This window comes from Actinacidiphila cocklensis (assembly GCF_907177275.1).
In the GTDB taxonomy this organism is placed as follows: domain Bacteria; phylum Actinomycetota; class Actinomycetes; order Streptomycetales; family Streptomycetaceae; genus Actinacidiphila; species Actinacidiphila cocklensis.
Genome location: NZ_CAJSLV010000054.1, coordinates 1 through 17,668, shown reverse-complemented (window position 1 = coordinate 17,668; position 17,668 = coordinate 1). Strand labels below are relative to the sequence as shown.

The 17,668-nt window shown below is 67.1% G+C and carries 10 protein-coding genes; 4 read left to right on the top strand and 6 right to left on the bottom strand.

Annotation, left to right across the window (positions count from 1 at the left end):
• The first annotated feature begins 297 nt into the window (after positions 1–297).
• Together NFU81_RS16530 and NFU81_RS16525 are read left to right on the top strand one after the other, a co-directional pair.
• Positions 298–1,440 carry a hypothetical protein gene (locus NFU81_RS16530; protein WP_251490299.1) on the top strand — a complete coding sequence of 381 codons (1,143 nt, stop codon included), beginning with the start codon at positions 298–300 and terminating at the stop codon, positions 1,438–1,440.
• Between the two features lie 42 nt (positions 1,441–1,482).
• Positions 1,483–2,352, top strand: a complete 870-nt coding sequence (locus NFU81_RS16525) for a hypothetical protein (RefSeq protein WP_251490296.1) — start codon at positions 1,483–1,485, stop codon at positions 2,350–2,352.
• 345 nt (positions 2,353–2,697) lie between these two features.
• On the opposite strand, the gene NFU81_RS16520 is transcribed toward NFU81_RS16525, so the two are convergent.
• The 4 genes from NFU81_RS16520 to NFU81_RS16505 form a co-directional block, all read right to left on the bottom strand.
• Positions 2,698–3,081, bottom strand: coding sequence for an XRE family transcriptional regulator (locus NFU81_RS16520; protein WP_251490293.1), 384 nt, complete (start codon positions 3,079–3,081; stop codon positions 2,698–2,700).
• 512 nt (positions 3,082–3,593) lie between these two features.
• A complete protein-coding gene (locus tag NFU81_RS16515) occupies positions 3,594–4,283 on the bottom strand; it encodes an RES domain-containing protein (RefSeq protein ID WP_251490290.1) in 690 nt (229 codons plus the stop codon).
• Positions 4,284–4,516: 233 nt separating this feature from the next.
• The gene (locus tag NFU81_RS16510; RefSeq protein WP_251490287.1) at positions 4,517–6,814 is read right to left on the bottom strand and encodes a WD40 repeat domain-containing protein; all 2,298 of its coding nucleotides are present in this window, start codon (positions 6,812–6,814) and stop codon (positions 4,517–4,519) included.
• Entirely contained in the window at positions 6,811–8,988 is a 2,178-nt protein-coding gene (locus tag NFU81_RS16505; RefSeq protein WP_251490284.1) for an ATP-binding protein, read from the bottom strand. The genes NFU81_RS16510 and NFU81_RS16505 overlap by 4 nt, the downstream gene beginning before the upstream one ends.
• 27 nt (positions 8,989–9,015) lie before the next feature.
• Here NFU81_RS16505 and NFU81_RS16500 point away from each other — a divergent pair, with 27 nt between their 5' ends.
• The gene (locus NFU81_RS16500) at positions 9,016–10,416 is read left to right on the top strand and encodes a lipase/acyltransferase domain-containing protein (RefSeq protein WP_251490281.1); all 1,401 of its coding nucleotides are present in this window, start codon (positions 9,016–9,018) and stop codon (positions 10,414–10,416) included.
• 162 nt (positions 10,417–10,578) lie between these two features.
• The gene (locus tag NFU81_RS16495; RefSeq protein ID WP_251490279.1) at positions 10,579–11,832 is read left to right on the top strand and encodes a hypothetical protein; all 1,254 of its coding nucleotides are present in this window, start codon (positions 10,579–10,581) and stop codon (positions 11,830–11,832) included.
• A gap of 98 nt (positions 11,833–11,930) precedes the next feature.
• Here NFU81_RS16495 and NFU81_RS16490 read toward each other — a convergent pair whose 3' ends face one another.
• Together NFU81_RS16490 and NFU81_RS16485 are read right to left on the bottom strand one after the other, a co-directional pair.
• Positions 11,931–12,185 (bottom strand): peptidase inhibitor family I36 protein, encoded by a 255-nt coding sequence (locus tag NFU81_RS16490; RefSeq protein ID WP_251490275.1) that lies wholly within the window; start codon positions 12,183–12,185, stop codon positions 11,931–11,933.
• Positions 12,186–12,494: 309 nt separating this feature from the next.
• Positions 12,495–17,501, bottom strand: coding sequence for a hypothetical protein (locus tag NFU81_RS16485; RefSeq protein WP_251490272.1), 5,007 nt, complete (start codon positions 17,499–17,501; stop codon positions 12,495–12,497).
• Positions 17,502–17,668 lie beyond the last annotated feature (167 nt).

Genomic DNA, 17,668 nt, shown 5'->3' with positions numbered 1-17,668 from the left:
CACCCCGCGCCAGCCCGTGCGCCCCTCCGAAGATCAATACGCCCTAAAGGGAAAGAAGTGGATCAGCTCGCCCATCCGGGACGTGCCGCCAGCTGGCCACCACCCGCCCTTCGGTGGCCACCGACCAGCGCCCGCCCTTCAGGGGGGACGGCCACCCGAGACGTTTCCCGCATACCAAGCTTTCTTCGACCAGGAAGCGCACCGCAGCCGGAAAACTCACTTGGGAATCTTCAGTTTCCTGAGACTGGAAACGTGAGAGAACTGGAAACTTTTCTCGTCGTCTGCGATCCTTCCAGCATGGAGATGACCGTGTCCGAGCAGGAGACCCTGCTACAGAAGGGCCTCGACACTCTGCGCGGGCTCCTGGGCCCGGAGTGGGAGGTGCGCGTACAGCCGGAGCTGGCCGATCAGGGTGATACCGGCGCCGATGCAATCGTCCAACTGCAGGCGACCGGGGACAGCGCGTTCGCCCAGCTCCTGGTCGACACCAAGACTTCACTCTCACCTCTTGCCGTCCGCGAGCAGCTGGCCCCGAAGGCCGCCCTCATGCGGCGGCTGCAGCACTACACCCAGCCGCTGGTGATCACCGTCGCCCTCACGGAGAAGACGAAGCAGGAGCTGCGCCAGCACGGCATCGGCTACATCGACCTGCTCGGAAACGTGTGGCTGCGCATCTCTCGTCCAGCTGTGGTGATCATGGCCGACAGCTCCCAGCGCGCTCCGCGTGCCACCTCCACCGCCCCCCCGGCCAGGCCGAAGCTCGCCGGCCCCCGGGCAGGACGGCTGGTCCGCCTGCTCGCCGATGTCGCGCCGCCGTACCGGGCCTCGCAGCTGGCCGCGCTCACCCAGATGAGCCCGGGCTACGTCTCGAAACTGCTGGACACCATGGAGGACCTGCTCCTGATCCGGCGCGACGGCCGCCAGGTGGTCACAGTCGACTGGGCGGGCCTGCTGCGCGCCCGCGCCGAGCAGCTGAACCTGCTGCGGCACAACCCGTTCGTCGGCATGATCGCCCCGAACGGTCCCGGGCCGCTCCTGGACGCCGTCCGCACCCTCCAGAAGCACGAGGAGAAGATCGTGCTCACCGGCTCCTACGCTGCCCGGCAGGTTGCGCCACTGGCCGTCGGCGGCCAGGTGATGCTCTACGTCGAGGCGACACCCAACGGCCCGTACGAGCTCGGGGAGCAGCTGGGCCTACTGCCCGCCGAGCAGGGCGCCGACGTCCTGCTGCTGCGCGCCCATGACAAAGTCGTCTTCGACGGCGCGACCGACTACGACGGGCTCAGGCGGGTAGCGCTGAGCCAGCTCGTGCTGGACTGCCTGTCCGGACCAGGGCGGATGCCCGCCGAGGGCGAGGCCGTGATCACGTACATGGCCGACAACGAGCACGAGTGGCGGATTTCCGGAATCTCGGCGCTCACCGGCAGCCCGCGCCCCTAAGATCACGCCACCGGCGATGTCACCCAGGTACGGAGCAGCCCGATGGCAAAGGTCCCCGACGGAGTCGACCCCGAGCAACTGACCGTCGTCGCACGGCGGGTGCTCCTCGACGGGCTCGAAGCGCTGCGGGAACACCGGGACGCCATCACCGTCGTCGGCGCCCAAGCCGTCTACCTGCGCACCCCCGACGTCGCCATACGATCGGCGGCCTTCACCTCCGACGGTGACCTGACCTTGGACCCGGCCCGGCTGCCCGACCAACCGCTACTGGAACAATCCCTGATAAACAGCGGGTTCGAACTGCTCGACCCCGACGGGCCGGGCCTGTGGGGGCGCAGAGAACAGGTCGGCGACCGCAGCATCCTGGTCGAACTCGACCTGCTCGTCCCGGAGACGCTGGCGGGAAAAGGCAGGCGTAGCGCGAAGATCCCCCCGCACGGCACGATGAGCGCGCGGCGGACCCGCGGACTCGAGGTCGCTGTCGAGGACCGCTCCCCCATGACGATCACCGCCTTCGGACACGAAGACGACCGGAAGATCACGGTCAACGTCGCCGGGCCCATCGCGCTGCTCGTCGCGAAGGCCTACAAGATCAGCGACCGGCTCGCCGACAAGGACCGGCACCCGGACCGGCTGACCGACAAGGACGCCGGCGACGTGTTGCGCCTGTTCATGGCCGCATCGCCGAAGAAGGCCGCCGACGACGCCGCCCGCCTGCTCCGCAGCGAACGCGCCGGAGCAACCACCGCCAAGGGACTCGGCCTGCTTGCCGATCTCTTCGGACGCCCCCGCTCCCCCGGCGTGGACATGGCCGTCAGCGCTTTGGCCGCGGACGTCCCCGAGGCTCGTATCCGCGCGCTCGCCCCGGCCTTCGTCGCAGCCCTGCAACGCGGCCGCGAGCAAGCCACGTGACCATTCTCGGGAACTTCCGGGGCTGTTCGCCATGACGCCGCGCGGCGCGGACACCCGAAGATCGAGATCACCCTCGACATCGGCACGAAAGGAACTTTCAAGTGCCTGCGAAGGAAATCGGAACCTGACGAGGCGTGGCGCCGGCATCACGACCGATCCGAAGGAGCCGGGCAGCATCAGCGCACTCGGCCCAGGCTCAGGCCCCGCGCGCACGCATTTCGAAGGAGTACGCGGAATGCTGCCGCCATAGCCGCTCGCGCACCCGACGTCCGATCCACTTACCCAAGATCTGAGGGTCTGGTCGGGGCGACTGCGCGCCACTGGCGGTGCGGCATGCCGCACCGCTCAGAGGTCGCCCTGGAGGTAGGAACGCGCGGCCGCCATGACCTCTTTGTAGCGGGCGTCGGTGATGGCTCTGATCGGGGAGTCGTCGTCGAGCTGGGGGTTCATCCCGATCATCCAGGCCCGGGCGATGTGGAAGTTCTCGCCGCTCTCGATGAGCTTGAACACCTGGTAGGCGATCCGGAGCCGCTCTTCGGATTCGTAGCGGGGCGCGCTCAGGCCCCTGCACCATCTGCCGACCTGCTTGGGGTCGTCTATGCCGGCGATGTACGCGGTGAGCCGCTGGCTGTACGTCTCCTGCAGGAAACGTGCAATTCCGGCGACGGTCTCGTTCGTCTGAGCGCGGAGGGCGCTGGCCTCCGCGGCGGAGACAGTCTGGATGGGCATGGTCTTCTCCTCGTTTGTCCCACACAGGTGGGATCACCCGGGCCGGGGCATATTCGCCCGTCCGGGCCTCGAAGGCCACGTCAGATATGAGCGTGGCCTGGGACAACTGCTCAGCGCGTCAGCCAGGACGCGTCGACGTCGCACAGACCCACCGGAGGGGCGGCGTGGGTCAGGTGGGTGGACGGAGCGTTGAGGAGGTGGCAACGCGGGAGGCGGTTCATCGAGGTTCGCTCACGGAGTGTCAGTTGCGGGTCCGATAAGGAGGTTTCCTGGTCGGTCAACATGTCTTCTCCCCGGTTGAGTTGATGTAAGTCTACCCATACCAGCGTCCGTTACTCCAGACTTTTCCCCTCTTAAAAGCCCCCTAAAGCCCACCATCAAAGGTGCCACAAAGGTCTTGAGCTGCGCCTTTGCCATGTGCCGCGCCTCGGGACAGCTACAGGACTGTGACGATGAGGAGCGGGCAGTCCACCGCTTCGGGTGACGCGCCGTACGTCCGGTCGGAGCAGTCGTCAGAAGACCGTCAGGCCGTACTCGCGCGCAACCTCCTGCAGCTCCACGGACTCCGCGCGGATGGGTCTGCGTTCTTGCTCGGTCAGTTCGGCGTCGCCCAGGATGGCCCAGCAGCGGCGCCCGCCGTATCCCGACCGGTAGGCGATCCCTTCGACCAGCCGGTGACCGTCCGCGTTGCGCTGCGCCACGCTCCATGCGGCGATCTGGCGTGCGATCCTGCGGTCGGTCCCGTGGATGTGCTTGTCGGTCAGTGGAGCGTCGACGCCGAGGGCCTCCAGTTCGCTGCTGAGCTCGTCGGCGAGCACCGCGCGGGTCTGATCGGCGTCGACGTCGAGGAACCGGGCCGAGGGTGCCGGCTTGAGCCGGACCAGGATCCTCTCGTGCCTCCAACTGGTGGCCACGGTTCCGATCTGCATCATGCCCGGGGTGCAGTCGGCGTCGTCGGGGGTGAGCATTTCCCGCGCCTGCGGGTGGACCCGGAAGGGGGCCAGTGCTTCGGCGAAGCATCCGGCGAGGTCGCTGGCGCAGTAGAGGACGGGGTAGGTGAGCAGGCTGAACCGTCCGGCTGCAGATCCTTCGGCCGTCTCGGGCACGGCCTGGTTGGGCATCAGCGGGTTCTCGGCCTTGCCCAGCCTCCACACGCCGCGGTCCGGCGCGGGGACGAGCACGGGAAGTGCAGAGTCAGACACTGCGGCCACCCCTTCCGCGCGCACCTGCCGGGCACCGCGGCGCGACGGCACGTCCGGACGTTCTGCTCCAAGTGGGCCGTCTCGATAAATCTTCGGTCATGAGTCCTCGCGGTCGGACAGAACGGGTGACAGAGCTGGTCATTATCTCGTAATCCCGGTGAGCGGAAATGGCCTCGCCGGCGTGCGCGGGGGCGCACAGGGGACGCAGGAGGGCGTGGTGCGGGCGCACGTCTTCACAGGCGCCGGTCGTCGAGCGAAACGATCATCGTTCCTGCTTCTCCGGTCGCCAGAAGCACCGGCGAGAGGCCTGCAGATCTCCAGTCGGCGGCCATCTTCAGCGTGTTGATCGGATACCCGGTCACTATCTGCAGCAGCCGCCGGTCGGTGCTGGGGTCCCACAGGTGGATGCTCGTCATGCTGGCGGTGACGAATATCGTCCGGCCGGAGGTGCTGGTGTAGCTGGTGACGGCGGTGAGTTCGCCGCCGCCGGGGCGGAACTCCTTCAGCGGATGTTCGGGGGCCTCGCGGTTCCACAGTTTGAGGGAGCCGTCCTGGCCTGCAGTGGCAATGCCGTCGCCGTCGCCGTGCTCGGAGGTGAAGAATCCGACGTCGTTCACGGTGTTCTGTCCGCATCGGATCGTCTGCCCGAACTGGACGCGGCGCTGGACGTCCCAGACCCTCAGGTTCCCGTCGCTTCCGCCCGATGCCAGCAGGAACCCGCCGGGTACCGGTGTCGAGGCCAGGCAGCGGACGCTGAACATGTGATCGTCGAAGCTTGCCAGCCCCTGTCCGGTCTCGACGTCCCACAGCCGGACGGTGCCGTCCGCGCTGCCGCTGGCAAGGACCGTGGCCGCGGCGCCGGCCATCGCCACCAGGCACAGCGGGGGGGAGTAGTGGCCTGTCAGTCGGGTCACCGGCGTGGGATGGGGGCTGTCGGGGTCGAGCAGCAGGATGCTGTTGTCGCTTGCGGCTGCGGCAACGAGCAGGCGCCGGTCGGACGGGACCCAGGCCAGAGCGGTGACCGATTCCCCTTCAAGGAGCGTGTGCTGCTGGCCTGTCTCGATGTTCCGGATCCAGGTGCTGGTGCCTTCGGCGGAGGCGAGGCGGCGCGGTCTGATCGGGGACAGGGCGCTGGCAGTGATGGGGTTCCACGCACGCCGGGCGGGTGTCTGCTGTGCCAGCAGCGGCCAGCTGCGGATGGTGTGGTCTGCTCCTGCGGTCAGCAGCCGCATGTGCCGGCCCTGGCGGGTGGCAACCAGCGCCGAAACCGGTGCAGAGTGGCCGGGGAGGTTCACCGGCACGGGCGTGAGCGCCGGAGTGGTCCACAGGCTCACCGTGCCGTCGGATGCCGCCGTGGCCAGTGCCGGCTGGTCGTCGACGGTGACCGTGCCGAGGGCGGTGACCCGTGCGGGGGGAGCGGGCGGCACATGCCCGAGAGCGGTGCCGGTGGCTGTGTCGATGACGGCGATGTTGCCGTCGTCGTCGGTGACAGCGCAGTGAGCGCTGGTGCCGGGAAGGGCGAGCAGGGCGCGAATCGGAGCGGTCCGGGATGCACGCCAGCAGGTGCCCGTGCCGTCGAAGCAGGTGACGGTGGTGTCCTGTGCGAGGAGCAGCAGCGTGGTTCTGTCCGCGCGGGTGACGGCCTGGAGCAGGACCGGCTGCTTGTCCAGAGGCGGCAGGTTGAGTGGGACAGGCTCGCATGTGGCGGCGTCCAGGGCCGCCACGTGCCCGTCGCTGTGTCCGACCAGGAGCAGGGTGGTCCGGGGGGTGGAATGGTGGAGGGCGAGGGAGCTGACCCAGGTGGCCTTGCGCTGGTGCACCGAGCGAATGATCCGTCCCCGCCGGGTGTCCACGAGGCTGACGGTCCCGTCGGTGCTCGCCGTGGCGACGCGGCCCTCGCCGAGGCTGAGCATGTGGGAAACGGCCCCGCGGTGCACCGTCAGGGGTGAGGCCGATGCGGTGGCGTCATGCCGGAGGATACGAACGATCCCGAGATCGTCGCCGGTGACGACGAACACTTGCCGACCGTCGGCAGAGGCCACTGTCGACATCGAGGTCACCGGGGCCTCGGTGACAGCCCAGACGTTGTCGGCGCTGGCGCAGTCGCTCCACAGGGGTGTCACCGGTGATCCGGTCACTTCAGGGTCAGGTGCGGGCTGCGGCGGCGCGGACGAGTTGCTGGTGGCGATGTGGTGTGCCAACTGCAGGCTCACCCACCGCGAGACCGGGCTGATGTCCCGGGCGAACGGCTCGAGTTTCGCCCAGGCCTGAAGCCAGTGTCTGCGCCCTGGGGAGGCCGTGTCCTCGCCGGCCGCCAGCAGGCGGCGGACCGCGGCGCTGGTCTCCCACGCCAGCAGGCTCGGCGGTACGTGGTCGTCGTCCAGGACGTTCCCCTGGGCCGCATGCTCGGCCAGGTGCCGCCGCAGGTAGGGGTGGGGCGGGAGGGTGGGGTCCTCGGGTACGAGATCAGCGAGTGCAGCAGCCAGCTTCCGGTGGATCTCCGCCACGCTGGCGTCGGCCGCGTCGTTCATGCCGCGTCCTCCGAGTCCAACAGCCTGCCGTCTATGAGAGCTTCGCTGAGCTTGTCGTGGGCGGGACGGTAGACGCGCCGGTCGTCCTGGTGGTCGTGGGTGAGGTAGCCGTTGAGCCGGCCGCTGAGGAGCTTGGCGATCATCTCGTCCCAGTTGTCCACCTGGGTTCGGCCCATGAAGACCTGGGCCATACGGGGCCAGATGTTCGCCCACGGCACTCCCAGTCCCCCGGCGAACGCGGACGCTCTCAGCAGCGCGTGCGCGACGTCCGTCGGCAGCCCCTCGTCGGCGACAAGCAGCAGGTCGCGCCGCAGGAGCCCGGTTGTGCCGCCCTTGAGGAGTTTCTGCCACTGCGGATCCTTCGCCCTGCCCACCGGATCGCTCTCGCCTTTCAGTTGCTCGCCGGCGATCCGCGCGTCCAGGAAGGAAGGCCACGCCTCCGGCGCGACCACCGCTGCGGCCTCGGCCGCGGCACCGGGGTTGACCCCGTTGCCGATGAGGGCGGCGATGTAGTGCTCGATATCGGTCTTCGTACCTTCGTCGTCGGTGCGCTCCACCCGTGCCGAAGGAAATGTCTCCTTCAGGATCTCGACCAGTCCGCGTTCTTGCTTGTCCAGTCGCACCCCGCCAGGGTCACTCGCCGGCCGGCTGGAGCGCACGCCGATCAGCAGCCGCAAGCCACCCGGCCCGGTTTCTGCGTCGGCTCGCGGTTGGGGCACCCTGTACAACGGCTCGCTGAACTCCTTCAGCGGTGTCAGGATCTTGTCGATGATGTCCTGCCGCTCGTCGCATTCGTCCAGACCGTCCAGGACCACGGCGGCGCCTTCTCCGCGGGTCCGCAAGATCTCGCAGATCTGCGCCACCCAGACCACGACCGGGTCGTCGGAGGCCCCCGGCGTCTGCGCGGTGCCACCGAGACCGGTGAGGATGTCCGTGGCGACCTGCGCGGCGCTCCGGCGGCGCGCCAGGACCGCGACGGTCACCGACTCGGCCCCCGGCACGGTGTCCTCGGGTGCCTGTTCCATCGCCGCCTTGCACACCGGCGCCTCACGGAACACCGGATCACTGAGCACGACAGCACGGGCCAGGACGGCGGACTTGCCGCTGCCGGCACTTCCGGTGAGCAAGAGCACCCCCCGCGACTGCGGCCCGCTCAGCAGCGAGGCGATGGTGCGGTTCAGGTCGTCGCGGCCCTTGAAGTACCAGCCGCTGTCGTTGTCCTGCGTCCGGCCGGTGGCTCTGTCCAGCCAGTAGCCGTCGATGCCGGTGTTGGCCAGGCCGCTCCCGAAGATCTCCGGGACAGGCCGGTAACCCGGATTGGGCAGGCACGGGTTCGGCTCGGTGAAGGAACTGTTGTCGATCACACGATGCAGCTGGTGGTGGCGGCGCTCTTCGGGGCGCAGGCCCTTCTCGAATTCCGTCATGAACTCCGACATGCTCAGGTGCGGCCTGGTGATGCCGGCGGTGGTGCGTAATCGGTGGAAGGCGGCCTTCAAGAGGGTGGGGAACCGGCGTACCCTCACCGGCGAGTCGTGATCGCACGTCACCAGGACGTCGAGCTTGCACCGCCCGCGCCGGGTCTTGCTGATGTCGTGGAACATGTCCGCCAGCTCTCCGCGGATCTGCCCGGCGTAGCACGTGTTGACGATCACCAGGACGTTGTCGGCATGGGAGTCCAGTGCTGCGGCAACCAGGTCGACCGTACGGACCGACGTGTTGATCTTCCGGTTCTTGTCCGACGCCGGCAGCACCAGGTAGTGGGTCTTCGAGGAGGCCGCCATCCCGTGCCCGGTGATGAACAGCACCAGCGCGTCGCCGCGCATCGTGCGAATGTTCTCCGCACGCACGAAGTCTTCCACCTCGTCGCGTGTCATCAGCTCTGGGGCCCGGACCTGGCGAAAGGCCGGCTCAAGCCCGCTGGTCGACCACCACGCGCTCACGACGTCGACCTGCTCGTTGACGCCCTTGGTGAAGTCCTCGTCGCCGTCGCCGTAGTCGGCTACAGCAAGGACGAACAGCGTCCGCTGCGAGGCGTCCCCATCCTCACCCACCGTCCCGAACGCACCACTTCGATCAACTTCGCCCCCCGGACTGCGCATCCCCCTAATCTCGCACCCATGACCTTCCCTCCGCAGTGGAACGCGGCACCCGAAGTAGCCCCGCCCACCACCCATGACGCAATCGTTATCGTCCCCGGAATCATGGGCAGCGAACTCGTCGACATATCCGGCGGCAAGGGCAAGGAGAAGGTCCTGTGGGGCTTAGCCAAGCCCGGCTGGCTGGCCAAGGCGTGGCTGTCACCCTCGGGCCTGAAGGGACTGCACCTCACACCCGAGGAAGCGGCCGGCCAGTCGACGCGGGTCGAACCGCGCCGCCTGCTCAGCACACCTGCCTGGACGCCGTTCCTGCGCGGCATCGAGCCCTACACCAAACTCACCAGCGACGTGGAGGCCACCGCCGCGGACCCGGCCGCAGTCCTGGCCTTCCCCTACGACTGGCGCCTGTCCGTCGACCACAATGCCCGACGCCTCGCCAAGGAAGCCCGCGCCCACCTCCAGCGGTGGCGAAGCCATCCGAAGCACACCGAAGCCCGACGCCGGGCCGTGGACGAACGCGAAGCACGCCTGGTGTTCATCGCCCACTCCATGGGCGGACTGATCACCTACGCAGCCCTCGCCCTCGGCGGCGACAGCGACCTCACTGCGGACATCCGCGGCATCATGACCCTCGGCACCCCCTTCCACGGGTCGGTCGCCGCGGCCAACATCCTCAACAGCATCCAGGGCGCCCCGCTGCCCCTGCCCCACAGCAAACTCGCCGCACTGGCCGCCACCATGCCCGGCGTCCACGACCTCTTGCCCCGCTACCCCTGCCTCGAAGACGGCCTCGACGTCCGCTCCCTGTCCCCCAGCGACATCGCCGCGCTCGGCGGCGACAAAGACCTCGCCGCGATCTCCATCGCCTACTTCGACAACCTCTACACCCACCACCTGCCGCAGCTGCGGCCCGTGGTCGGCATCCAGCAGGACACCGACCAGTCCCTGCAAATCGTCAACGGCGTCGTCATCCCCGCCACCTACTCCTTCCGCCACCACAACGACGACAAACAGCTGCTGCGCGACGAGCACGGCCGCCCCCGCCGGTTCCAGGTTTGGGGTGACGGCACCGTCCCCCGCGAATCCGCCTCACTGCAACGCCGTACCATCCCGCTCGCCCTTCAGCACGGCGCCCTCGCCAGCAACCAGCACGCCCGCCAGGCCGTCATCGACTTCCTCCTCGAAGACGACCACCTCGGCCCTGACCAAGCCCCAGGGGCACTCGGCCTGACCGTCCCGGACTACGTCACCCCCGACACCGAGTGGCAACTCAACATCACCGGAACCGACCATCCCGCCGGAACCGACATCACCATCACCGCCCTTGACGGCAGCTGGACCGCCAGCCCCCCGCTCTACGGCAGCGACAACGACACCCTCGCCGCCGACCTCCGAGTGCCGGCAACAGGCCTCTACCGCGTCACCGTCCAAGCCGACCGCAGCCCCACCACCCTGACCCAACTCGTCCTGGCCGGGCCCAACGACACGACCCCGGTCGGTGAGTGACAAGGACGCTGCTGCGGCAGGCCCCTGCGCTGAAGAGCGCTCCGGCCATCAAGACCCGTGCGCAGGGTTACAGCCGGAAAGGAGCGGAACCTCCCGTAGGCACCAGACATCTCGGTGTGGAAAACCGCCACGACAACCCGGCCCTAGCGCCGATCATGAAGCATGAGCTCTGACGAGGGACTGTGGGTCGGCGGCTATCAGGTCAGCAGACTGCGCTACGGGTGGGACGCCGTACTGCTCGCGGCCTTCACCGACGAGATGCTGTGCGCGTACCGCGTGGGGGATCCGGAATGCTATTCCAGTAGACAATACAACGACGACGATACGGTCGAATATTCTCTGCGTGGGCCCGGCAAGGTTATCGCCGAACGTCTGCATCTGTTGGGGTACAGCCAGCAGGCGGCTTTGGAACTCCTCGAGGATGCACTGGAGCAGCAGAAAACAACGACTCGACGGTTCGTAGTGGAGGGCATCGAAATGCCGGAGGAATTTAATATTCCCGACGACTACGGAGCCGCAGACTGGTTGAAGGGTCTTGCGGCAGCTTCACGGGGAATGAAATCACTCGAAGGAATCCCTTTCAACGGGAACCCAATAGCGTTCCTGCGCATGCTGGACGCCGACGATCCATGCCTGAGCCTTCGCGCCACCTTGCTCGCGATGCCCAACTCCGAAGTCGTCCTCATCGTTGATCACGGCCGTATCGACGACGCGGGGGACAATCCTGAACTCTCGACATTGTGCTCCGAGGCGCTGGACCGAGTACAGGATGATTCGGCCGCGCACGCTCCCGTCGTCGTGCTCACCGAAGGCCACAGCGACGTAGCTGTTCTCCAGCCGTCCCTCGCCATCCTCTACCCGCACCTTACGAACCTCATCCGCTTCATGGACTACTCCAACAGCCCGCGTGGAGGGGCCGGCGCACTCGTGAACACCGTCCGCGCCTTCGCCGCCGCCCGTATCGCCAACCCCGTCATCGCACTCTTCGACAACGACACGGCTGCGGCCGACGCCCTTCGGCCGCTCGATCGTAAAACCCTTCCCAGCAACATCAAAGTTCTGCAGTACCCCCCACTGGACCTGGCGTCGCACTATCCAACACTGGGACCGCCAACAGCAGACGCTCCCTCCGGTCATTCCTCATACGCAGACGTGAATGGCACCGCCGGATCCATCGAATTGTATCTAGGGCGAGACGTCCTCACCCTTCCGGACGGCAGCCTCCGGCCTGTGCACTGGCGCAGCTACATCGAGGGCACCAAGCGCTACCAGGGAGAGATCACCGGCAAGAAGGAGGTGCAGGACACGTTCCAGGCGAAGCTTTTGCAGGCGAGAAGTGACCCCGCCGCTATCCCTTTGCAGGATTGGTCGGGCATCCGTTCAATCATCGACCTAATCGTCAATTCCGCCTTTTGAGGAGCTTTCCGATCCGAATCGCTCCTATTGCTGATCAACTCCCGCCCAGCCTTAAAATTGCTGATTCTCTTCTAGCCACCTGAGTCAGAGATTCGTCGCTAGCAGGCGGCGACCTTGTCGAGGGATCCCGTCGACGGTCTTCGTCCAGGCGAACGGTCTGGCGTGGTGGCCACAGCCAGCGAACCAGTCGCGGATGTCGCGTTCGAGGGCTTGGACGGAGCGGCGCAAGAGAGGCGGCTACCACAGACATGGCTGCCGAAGTAGTTGTCCTTGGCGTAGACCCGGGCCGTGCGGCCGCTGTTGTTGATGATCGAGCTGCCACTGCCGCGGATGGAGTCCGGCAGGTGCCCCACCGAACCGTCGGCCCGCGCGCTTGACGTAGGGCTGACCTACGAAGCCGATGTCGGGATAGATGCACACGAATCCCCTGGGAAGGCGATCTTGTCCCTGGCTCCGGTGGTGGCCGCGTGCGCAGGAGCGATACCGGTCAGGGACAGTGCAAAAGCAGCCGGTGCGACGACGGCGAGGAGCGCTGCTCGCGCAGGGCAGTGGATCGGTAGAAGCCTCATGCGCGATGCTTTTCCTGAGGAATCGTTCCGCCATGCACGCGGCACCAGAGATTCGCCCGACTGGGCCAGTAACCGTTTCACTCATCCAGTCCGCTACCAGCGGCTGGTCCTGAGTTCGGTGGTGGCTGTTCCGGGGGTTCGGTGTCCTTGCGCGCTGTGGCCTGTGATCTGACTGAATTCTCTCCAACTGCGGGGGCGTTCGGTGGTGACGGGCTGGCGTTCGCCGAGAATCCCCTGGATGAGGCACTGATCGCTTCGTTGAAGGTGTTGCTCAAGCCAGTCTCGGGAGACGAGGAGGCCGTCAGCGGCGCCCGTGGGGCGGTCCCAGGACAGGTACTGCACCTGGAGCCTTCCGTCTGCGTCGTACCAGTGTGGGAGGTCGGGGTCTCGTCGCAGTCCGCTGTTTCGCAGCAGCGGGTCGTTGAGCATGGTCACGGACACTGATGCGTCGAGGGAGCAGTCGGAACTCTGCGCGCTCCAGCTGTAGGTCTGGGCGGTCGGGACCGCCGTGATGGGTTGGCCAGCGGAATCAGTGGCTTGGTCGATGCGGCCGTGTGGCTGAGCCGCGAGAGTTGCCTCCAGCCAGTCGTCCTTCTCCTCGACCGGGCCGTCTGCCCAGCGTTCTGCGAGATCGGCCAGCGTGTCGCTCTGTTTCTCCGCCCACCGTCTCCGCCGTGCAGCGGTGGAGTCCTCGGAGTCGAAGTCGGTGACGGCAGTTGGTGCTGCGGCTGTCCCCGGTGTGGCCAGGTCCTGCTCCTCGTCCGTGTCGTCGAGGCCGTGCACGTCGTTCTCTTCCGGGTAAAGAAATGTGCTCACATGCCAGGCGTCGGGGTCGGGGTCGGTCCAAGGCCCTGGCGTGGGCGGGAAATCGGCGAACAGAAGGCTGTGGCGGTCGGGGCCTTCGGGCATCCACCGGTTGGTGAGGGAGCGGCCCTCCAGCCAGGTGAGCAGGGCGGTGCGCTGGCTGCTGGGCACGAGCCAGCTCTGGATGCGGTGCCACTGCTCAGCCTGCCCGTGAGTGCTGCTCCAGCCGCGGCCGTCGTGATCGTCGCTGGCGTATTCGTTGAGCACAACCCAAACGCGGCCTGTGCCGTCGGTTCGGATAGCCAGTTCCTCCAGGTCGGGCAGGTTGTCCGGTTTGCGGATCCATTCGTCGACGCCCTCGTGGTCCGGCAGTGACGGAACGGGTGGGGCGAGCGGATGGCAGAGGTCTTCTGGCGGGAAGGTGGCGTTGTCCGTGTCGTTGCGGTCGTGTGTCTCGTCGTCGTGGTCGAACGGGTGTCGGGCCGGCGGAAGCGAGGGATCGATGTCGAGCAGGGACAGGCGTGCGCCCCCGGGGTATTCAGCGGGGTCGTGTTCGGAGTGCCGGTAGGGGTGATGGTGGTTGGCAAGCCGCTCGATCAGCTCGTGGAGGGCCATCCACTGATACTTCTTGCCGATCCGTTCGCCCTTGTGGGATTCGCGTGAGCCGGACGCGCGTCCGCGGAAGGTGTCGAATTCGCTGAAAAGTTCGGGCGTCCATCCCAGCTCGGCGACGCGGGCGAGAATCCACCGTGCAGCCCACTTCGCGTCCACCTTGGTGTCGGCGAGGCGTTCGTCTAGGGCTGGCGGAACCTGGCAGCTCTGCAGCAGCTCGTACTGGTCACGGTCGAGGGCCCGCTGCGCTATCCACCCTGTGAGGAGCTGGGTGACAGCCGCCTGGGTCCCGAAAACCGGCCGGTATTCCTCCGGGAGGCTGTCCGCGAAGGCCGGGATGCGTCCGGGGTCTACCACGACGGGGTCGTCCCTGCGTTGCCACGACGGTCGGCTGGGATAGTCGCACGTGAGTGGCAGCATGCTGAACTGGTTCACGTAGGGGCGGACTCTGTAGTCGGCGAAGTCTCCCAGCGAGGACAGGGAGGCACGTATCCCTCCCCACAGGGAGCCGTCCTCGTCCCGTCTGGGGAAGCGGTTGTCGATGTCGTCTTCCTCGGGCGCGCGGCCAGGGTGCGGGCAGAAGTGCGGATGCTGGACGACCTCGGCCTGCTCGCTGGTGACCGCTCCCGCGTCGTGTGCCATGGTGACGATGCGGGTGGCTGCATCGCACAGCAGAGCGTTTCTCGATGCGTGAGCGGGCGAGTTCGTGTCGCCGTAGACATACTCGATGATCTGCTGTGCCAGCTCGCTCAGGAGCGTGGCGTCCCGTTGTGGGTCGCCACGGCGAGCCAGCACTCCGAACGCCACCCACACCAGGCGCTCAAAGAGGTAGGGGTCGTCCACTTTCTTAACGTCCTCGTGGAGGAACCTGGTCAGGAGAGACCGGAGAACGTCGGTGTGGCCCAGGAGCAGTTGCACGAGGGCCTTGGTCGCGCGGTCCCGCAGAAACCGATTGGAGGACGTGAGGGTCCACACCAGCGTGGTGCCCGCCAGACGCGCCACTTCGCTGTCGGTTCCCCCCGGCGCTGTACCGAGTGGGCTCGGCCGGGTACCGGGTAGGTGCTGGACTTGTCGGTAGGAGGGCTGGAGGTGTTGCGGGGTGGGGTACTGCTCGGCCCATCGCAGCAGCCTGTGCAGCGCCGTGTGGTCCCACAGCATCGCGTAGGTACGGACGCCCCACCACGCGTCACGTTCCGGCCTCGGCCTTGCTGTCAGGACGCGGTGAAGCTCGTCAGCGTTCAGCCGGTGTCCAGGCACGGCAGTGACCGAAAGGAACGCCTCTAGGATCTCCGAGGTGCGGCCGTGCCTGTTGGCGATGTCCTTGACGAGCGCCACGCTGCGATCGGTAATGCTTCCGGCTCGGCGAAGGGGAAGCGTCTCCAGGAAGCTTCGGGCCAACAGAAAGTGCCGTGTGTCCGGGTGGTTGTCGGGGGCGGCATCCCCTTTGGCCTCCGGGGAGGAGATCAGCACATCGATCAGCTCAGTGCCGGTCATCTCGGGCAGGAGAGTCGTCGCAGTCTCTTGGTAGTTCGGCGGGGCCTTGCACAGCCAGTTCCGCAAAGGGGAGTCACCGACAAGCCCTCGACCCTCCCGGAGCGCGTCGATCTCGCCTTGGTGGGCCGCGAAGACCGACCGCACCACGCGGTCGTCGCCCAGGGCCTGGTACGGGAAACCGATGCCGACCTCTTCCTTGTCTCTGTATGTGCGCTCGTTGGACACGATCCCCTGTGTAACGAGCTCTCCGAGCATGGTGGCCGGCCACTTCGTGGCACCGGGGGCGAAGGCGTCGGCGATCTCACGTGCTGTGCTGCGGGGCAGCACCAGGAGGTTCTCTGCGGCCATGCGCGATGCAAGGGCGTCGACTGCCCGGTGCACGGGCCGGTCGAGGGGGTCCAGCCCCAGCTGGGAACAGATGGCTTTCGCCCGGTGATTGACGAAGGCGTCGAACACCGCGCTGCGGTCGGGCGGATGGTTCCCCGAGCCCTGCTCCGGGGCCCGGTCCAAGCTGTCTGCGTACAGCTTCACGAACAGGGGGTTGGTGAAGGCCTGCGCAAGTAGCGGTGCGTTGGGATAGGTGGCTGAGCGCCCCTTGAGGTAGCTCTCCAGACCTTCCACCTCGCGGCCCGCAAATCCAGGGTGCACTGACGTCGGCCCGTCGAAGCTGTCCGGCAGGACCAGAGGGCTGAAGGTTGATCGGCAGGACACGACCAGGGCAATGTGTGGGTGCCGGGCTATACGGGACTGGAGGCCGAGCAGCTCGCTCTTCCAGCTACGGGCGTTGTCGCTGTCGTTGAGGGCGTCGATGATCAGCAGGAAACGGCAGCCGCTGGCCGCGCCGGCGGCGTCCATCGCCTGAAGAAAATCCCTCTCGGGCAACTGGCCCAGCCCGCGTCGCTGCGCGATTTCACTCAAGGCATTGCGCCCACTGAGCTCCTGCCCGAATAAGACGAGTGCCGGCCTGCCTTTGTCCACCGCGCGTCGCGCGGCATCGACAAGCAGGTGGGTCTTGCCCTGTCCGGCTTCGCCCAGCAGCAGCCACGCTGCTTTCTCCGCTGCCTGGGCAGCGCTGCTCTGGAGCAGGTTCAAGGCCTGTTCGCATGTGTCGCGAGCGCGGACGAGGTCGCCCTCGCGCAGCCGCTCCGCGCTCTCGGATGCAGTCGCTTCGCGGGTACCCCGGTCCGAGGAAGGCGGTTCCGGGAGCTCGCCGCGCGCGGAAGATTCCCGCACGAAGCGCCCGGCCAGGTCGTCGAACTGACCCAGCAAGTCGCGGATGTTCTCGGTCACAGCCTCGGCCCGTGCGGCGGGCAGGCGTGGGCTCGCGGACGCCGCACACAGGTCGTGGACGAGGTTGTCCGCACTCTCCCGCAGGGATCGCATCCACGACGGCGTCCATTGCGCCAGCGCCTCCTGCGCTGGGCTGCTGAACGGCGCGGGATAGCGGTCGAGCCACCACGTCGTTCCCGCGACGAGCGTTCGCACGGCAGCCTGAAGATCCCGGGACCGCTGTACAACTCGCCGAGAAAGCTCTTCGGGGAAGGCGCAGGCGTCCGCCACCCGAGCCAGCGGCAGCTCCACGTGGCGCTCCGGGGTGTACCGCGACTCCGCCAGGCTCTCAGCGAGTGCCATCTGGTCTTGGAACCACTCGGAGCCCAGAGCGCGCCGTTCGAAGAAGAACCATTGACGTCCTTCGTTGCCGGGCCGCGTCAGGCGCTCCAGCAGTTCGCCGCCTCCGACATAGCGGATGTCGACACCGGCGAGACCGGGCAGCTCCGTCTTCCACTTGTCAACGTTGCGGTTCCACTTCCCCCGTGCACCTTCGCGGGGCCTGCCGCGTGGTGTGAAAGGCGTGGGGTCGGATAGGTCGAAGGGGGTCAGGAACTCAAGCCGGACGATCTTCCTGAAGGCGATGTTCTCACCGACCGTCTTGGCGCTCTTCTTCGCCTGCGGAAGAAGGTCGTCAATATCGTGGACGAACTTGACCTGGTAGCCGTGCGCGGCGCTCCCATCGGGGGCCTGGTCGTACCACTCAACACCTCCGTCGGGAGCTGCTGTCTTTATCGTCTCCCAGCCCTGAGGTGCCGGCACGCGAAGCTGAAAGCACAGTTCTTCAAAGGCCCGATGCTGACTTCCGTCCCATTCCCGGATGCTTCGCCAGTTGTGGGCCTTGCCACCGTATTCTGCCACTGTGACCTTCTAGTCGTTCCGCTAGCCGACTGCCCCCGCAGCGGGCTCCAGCGTAGTGGCGGCCTCTGAGTCGCTGTTGTCGTTCCGGCTGTGTGGGGTGTGTCTCGAACTGAGGTTTCCGACCGGGTGATCGTGGAGGCGTCGCGGCATAGAGGTGGGGCCTTCTG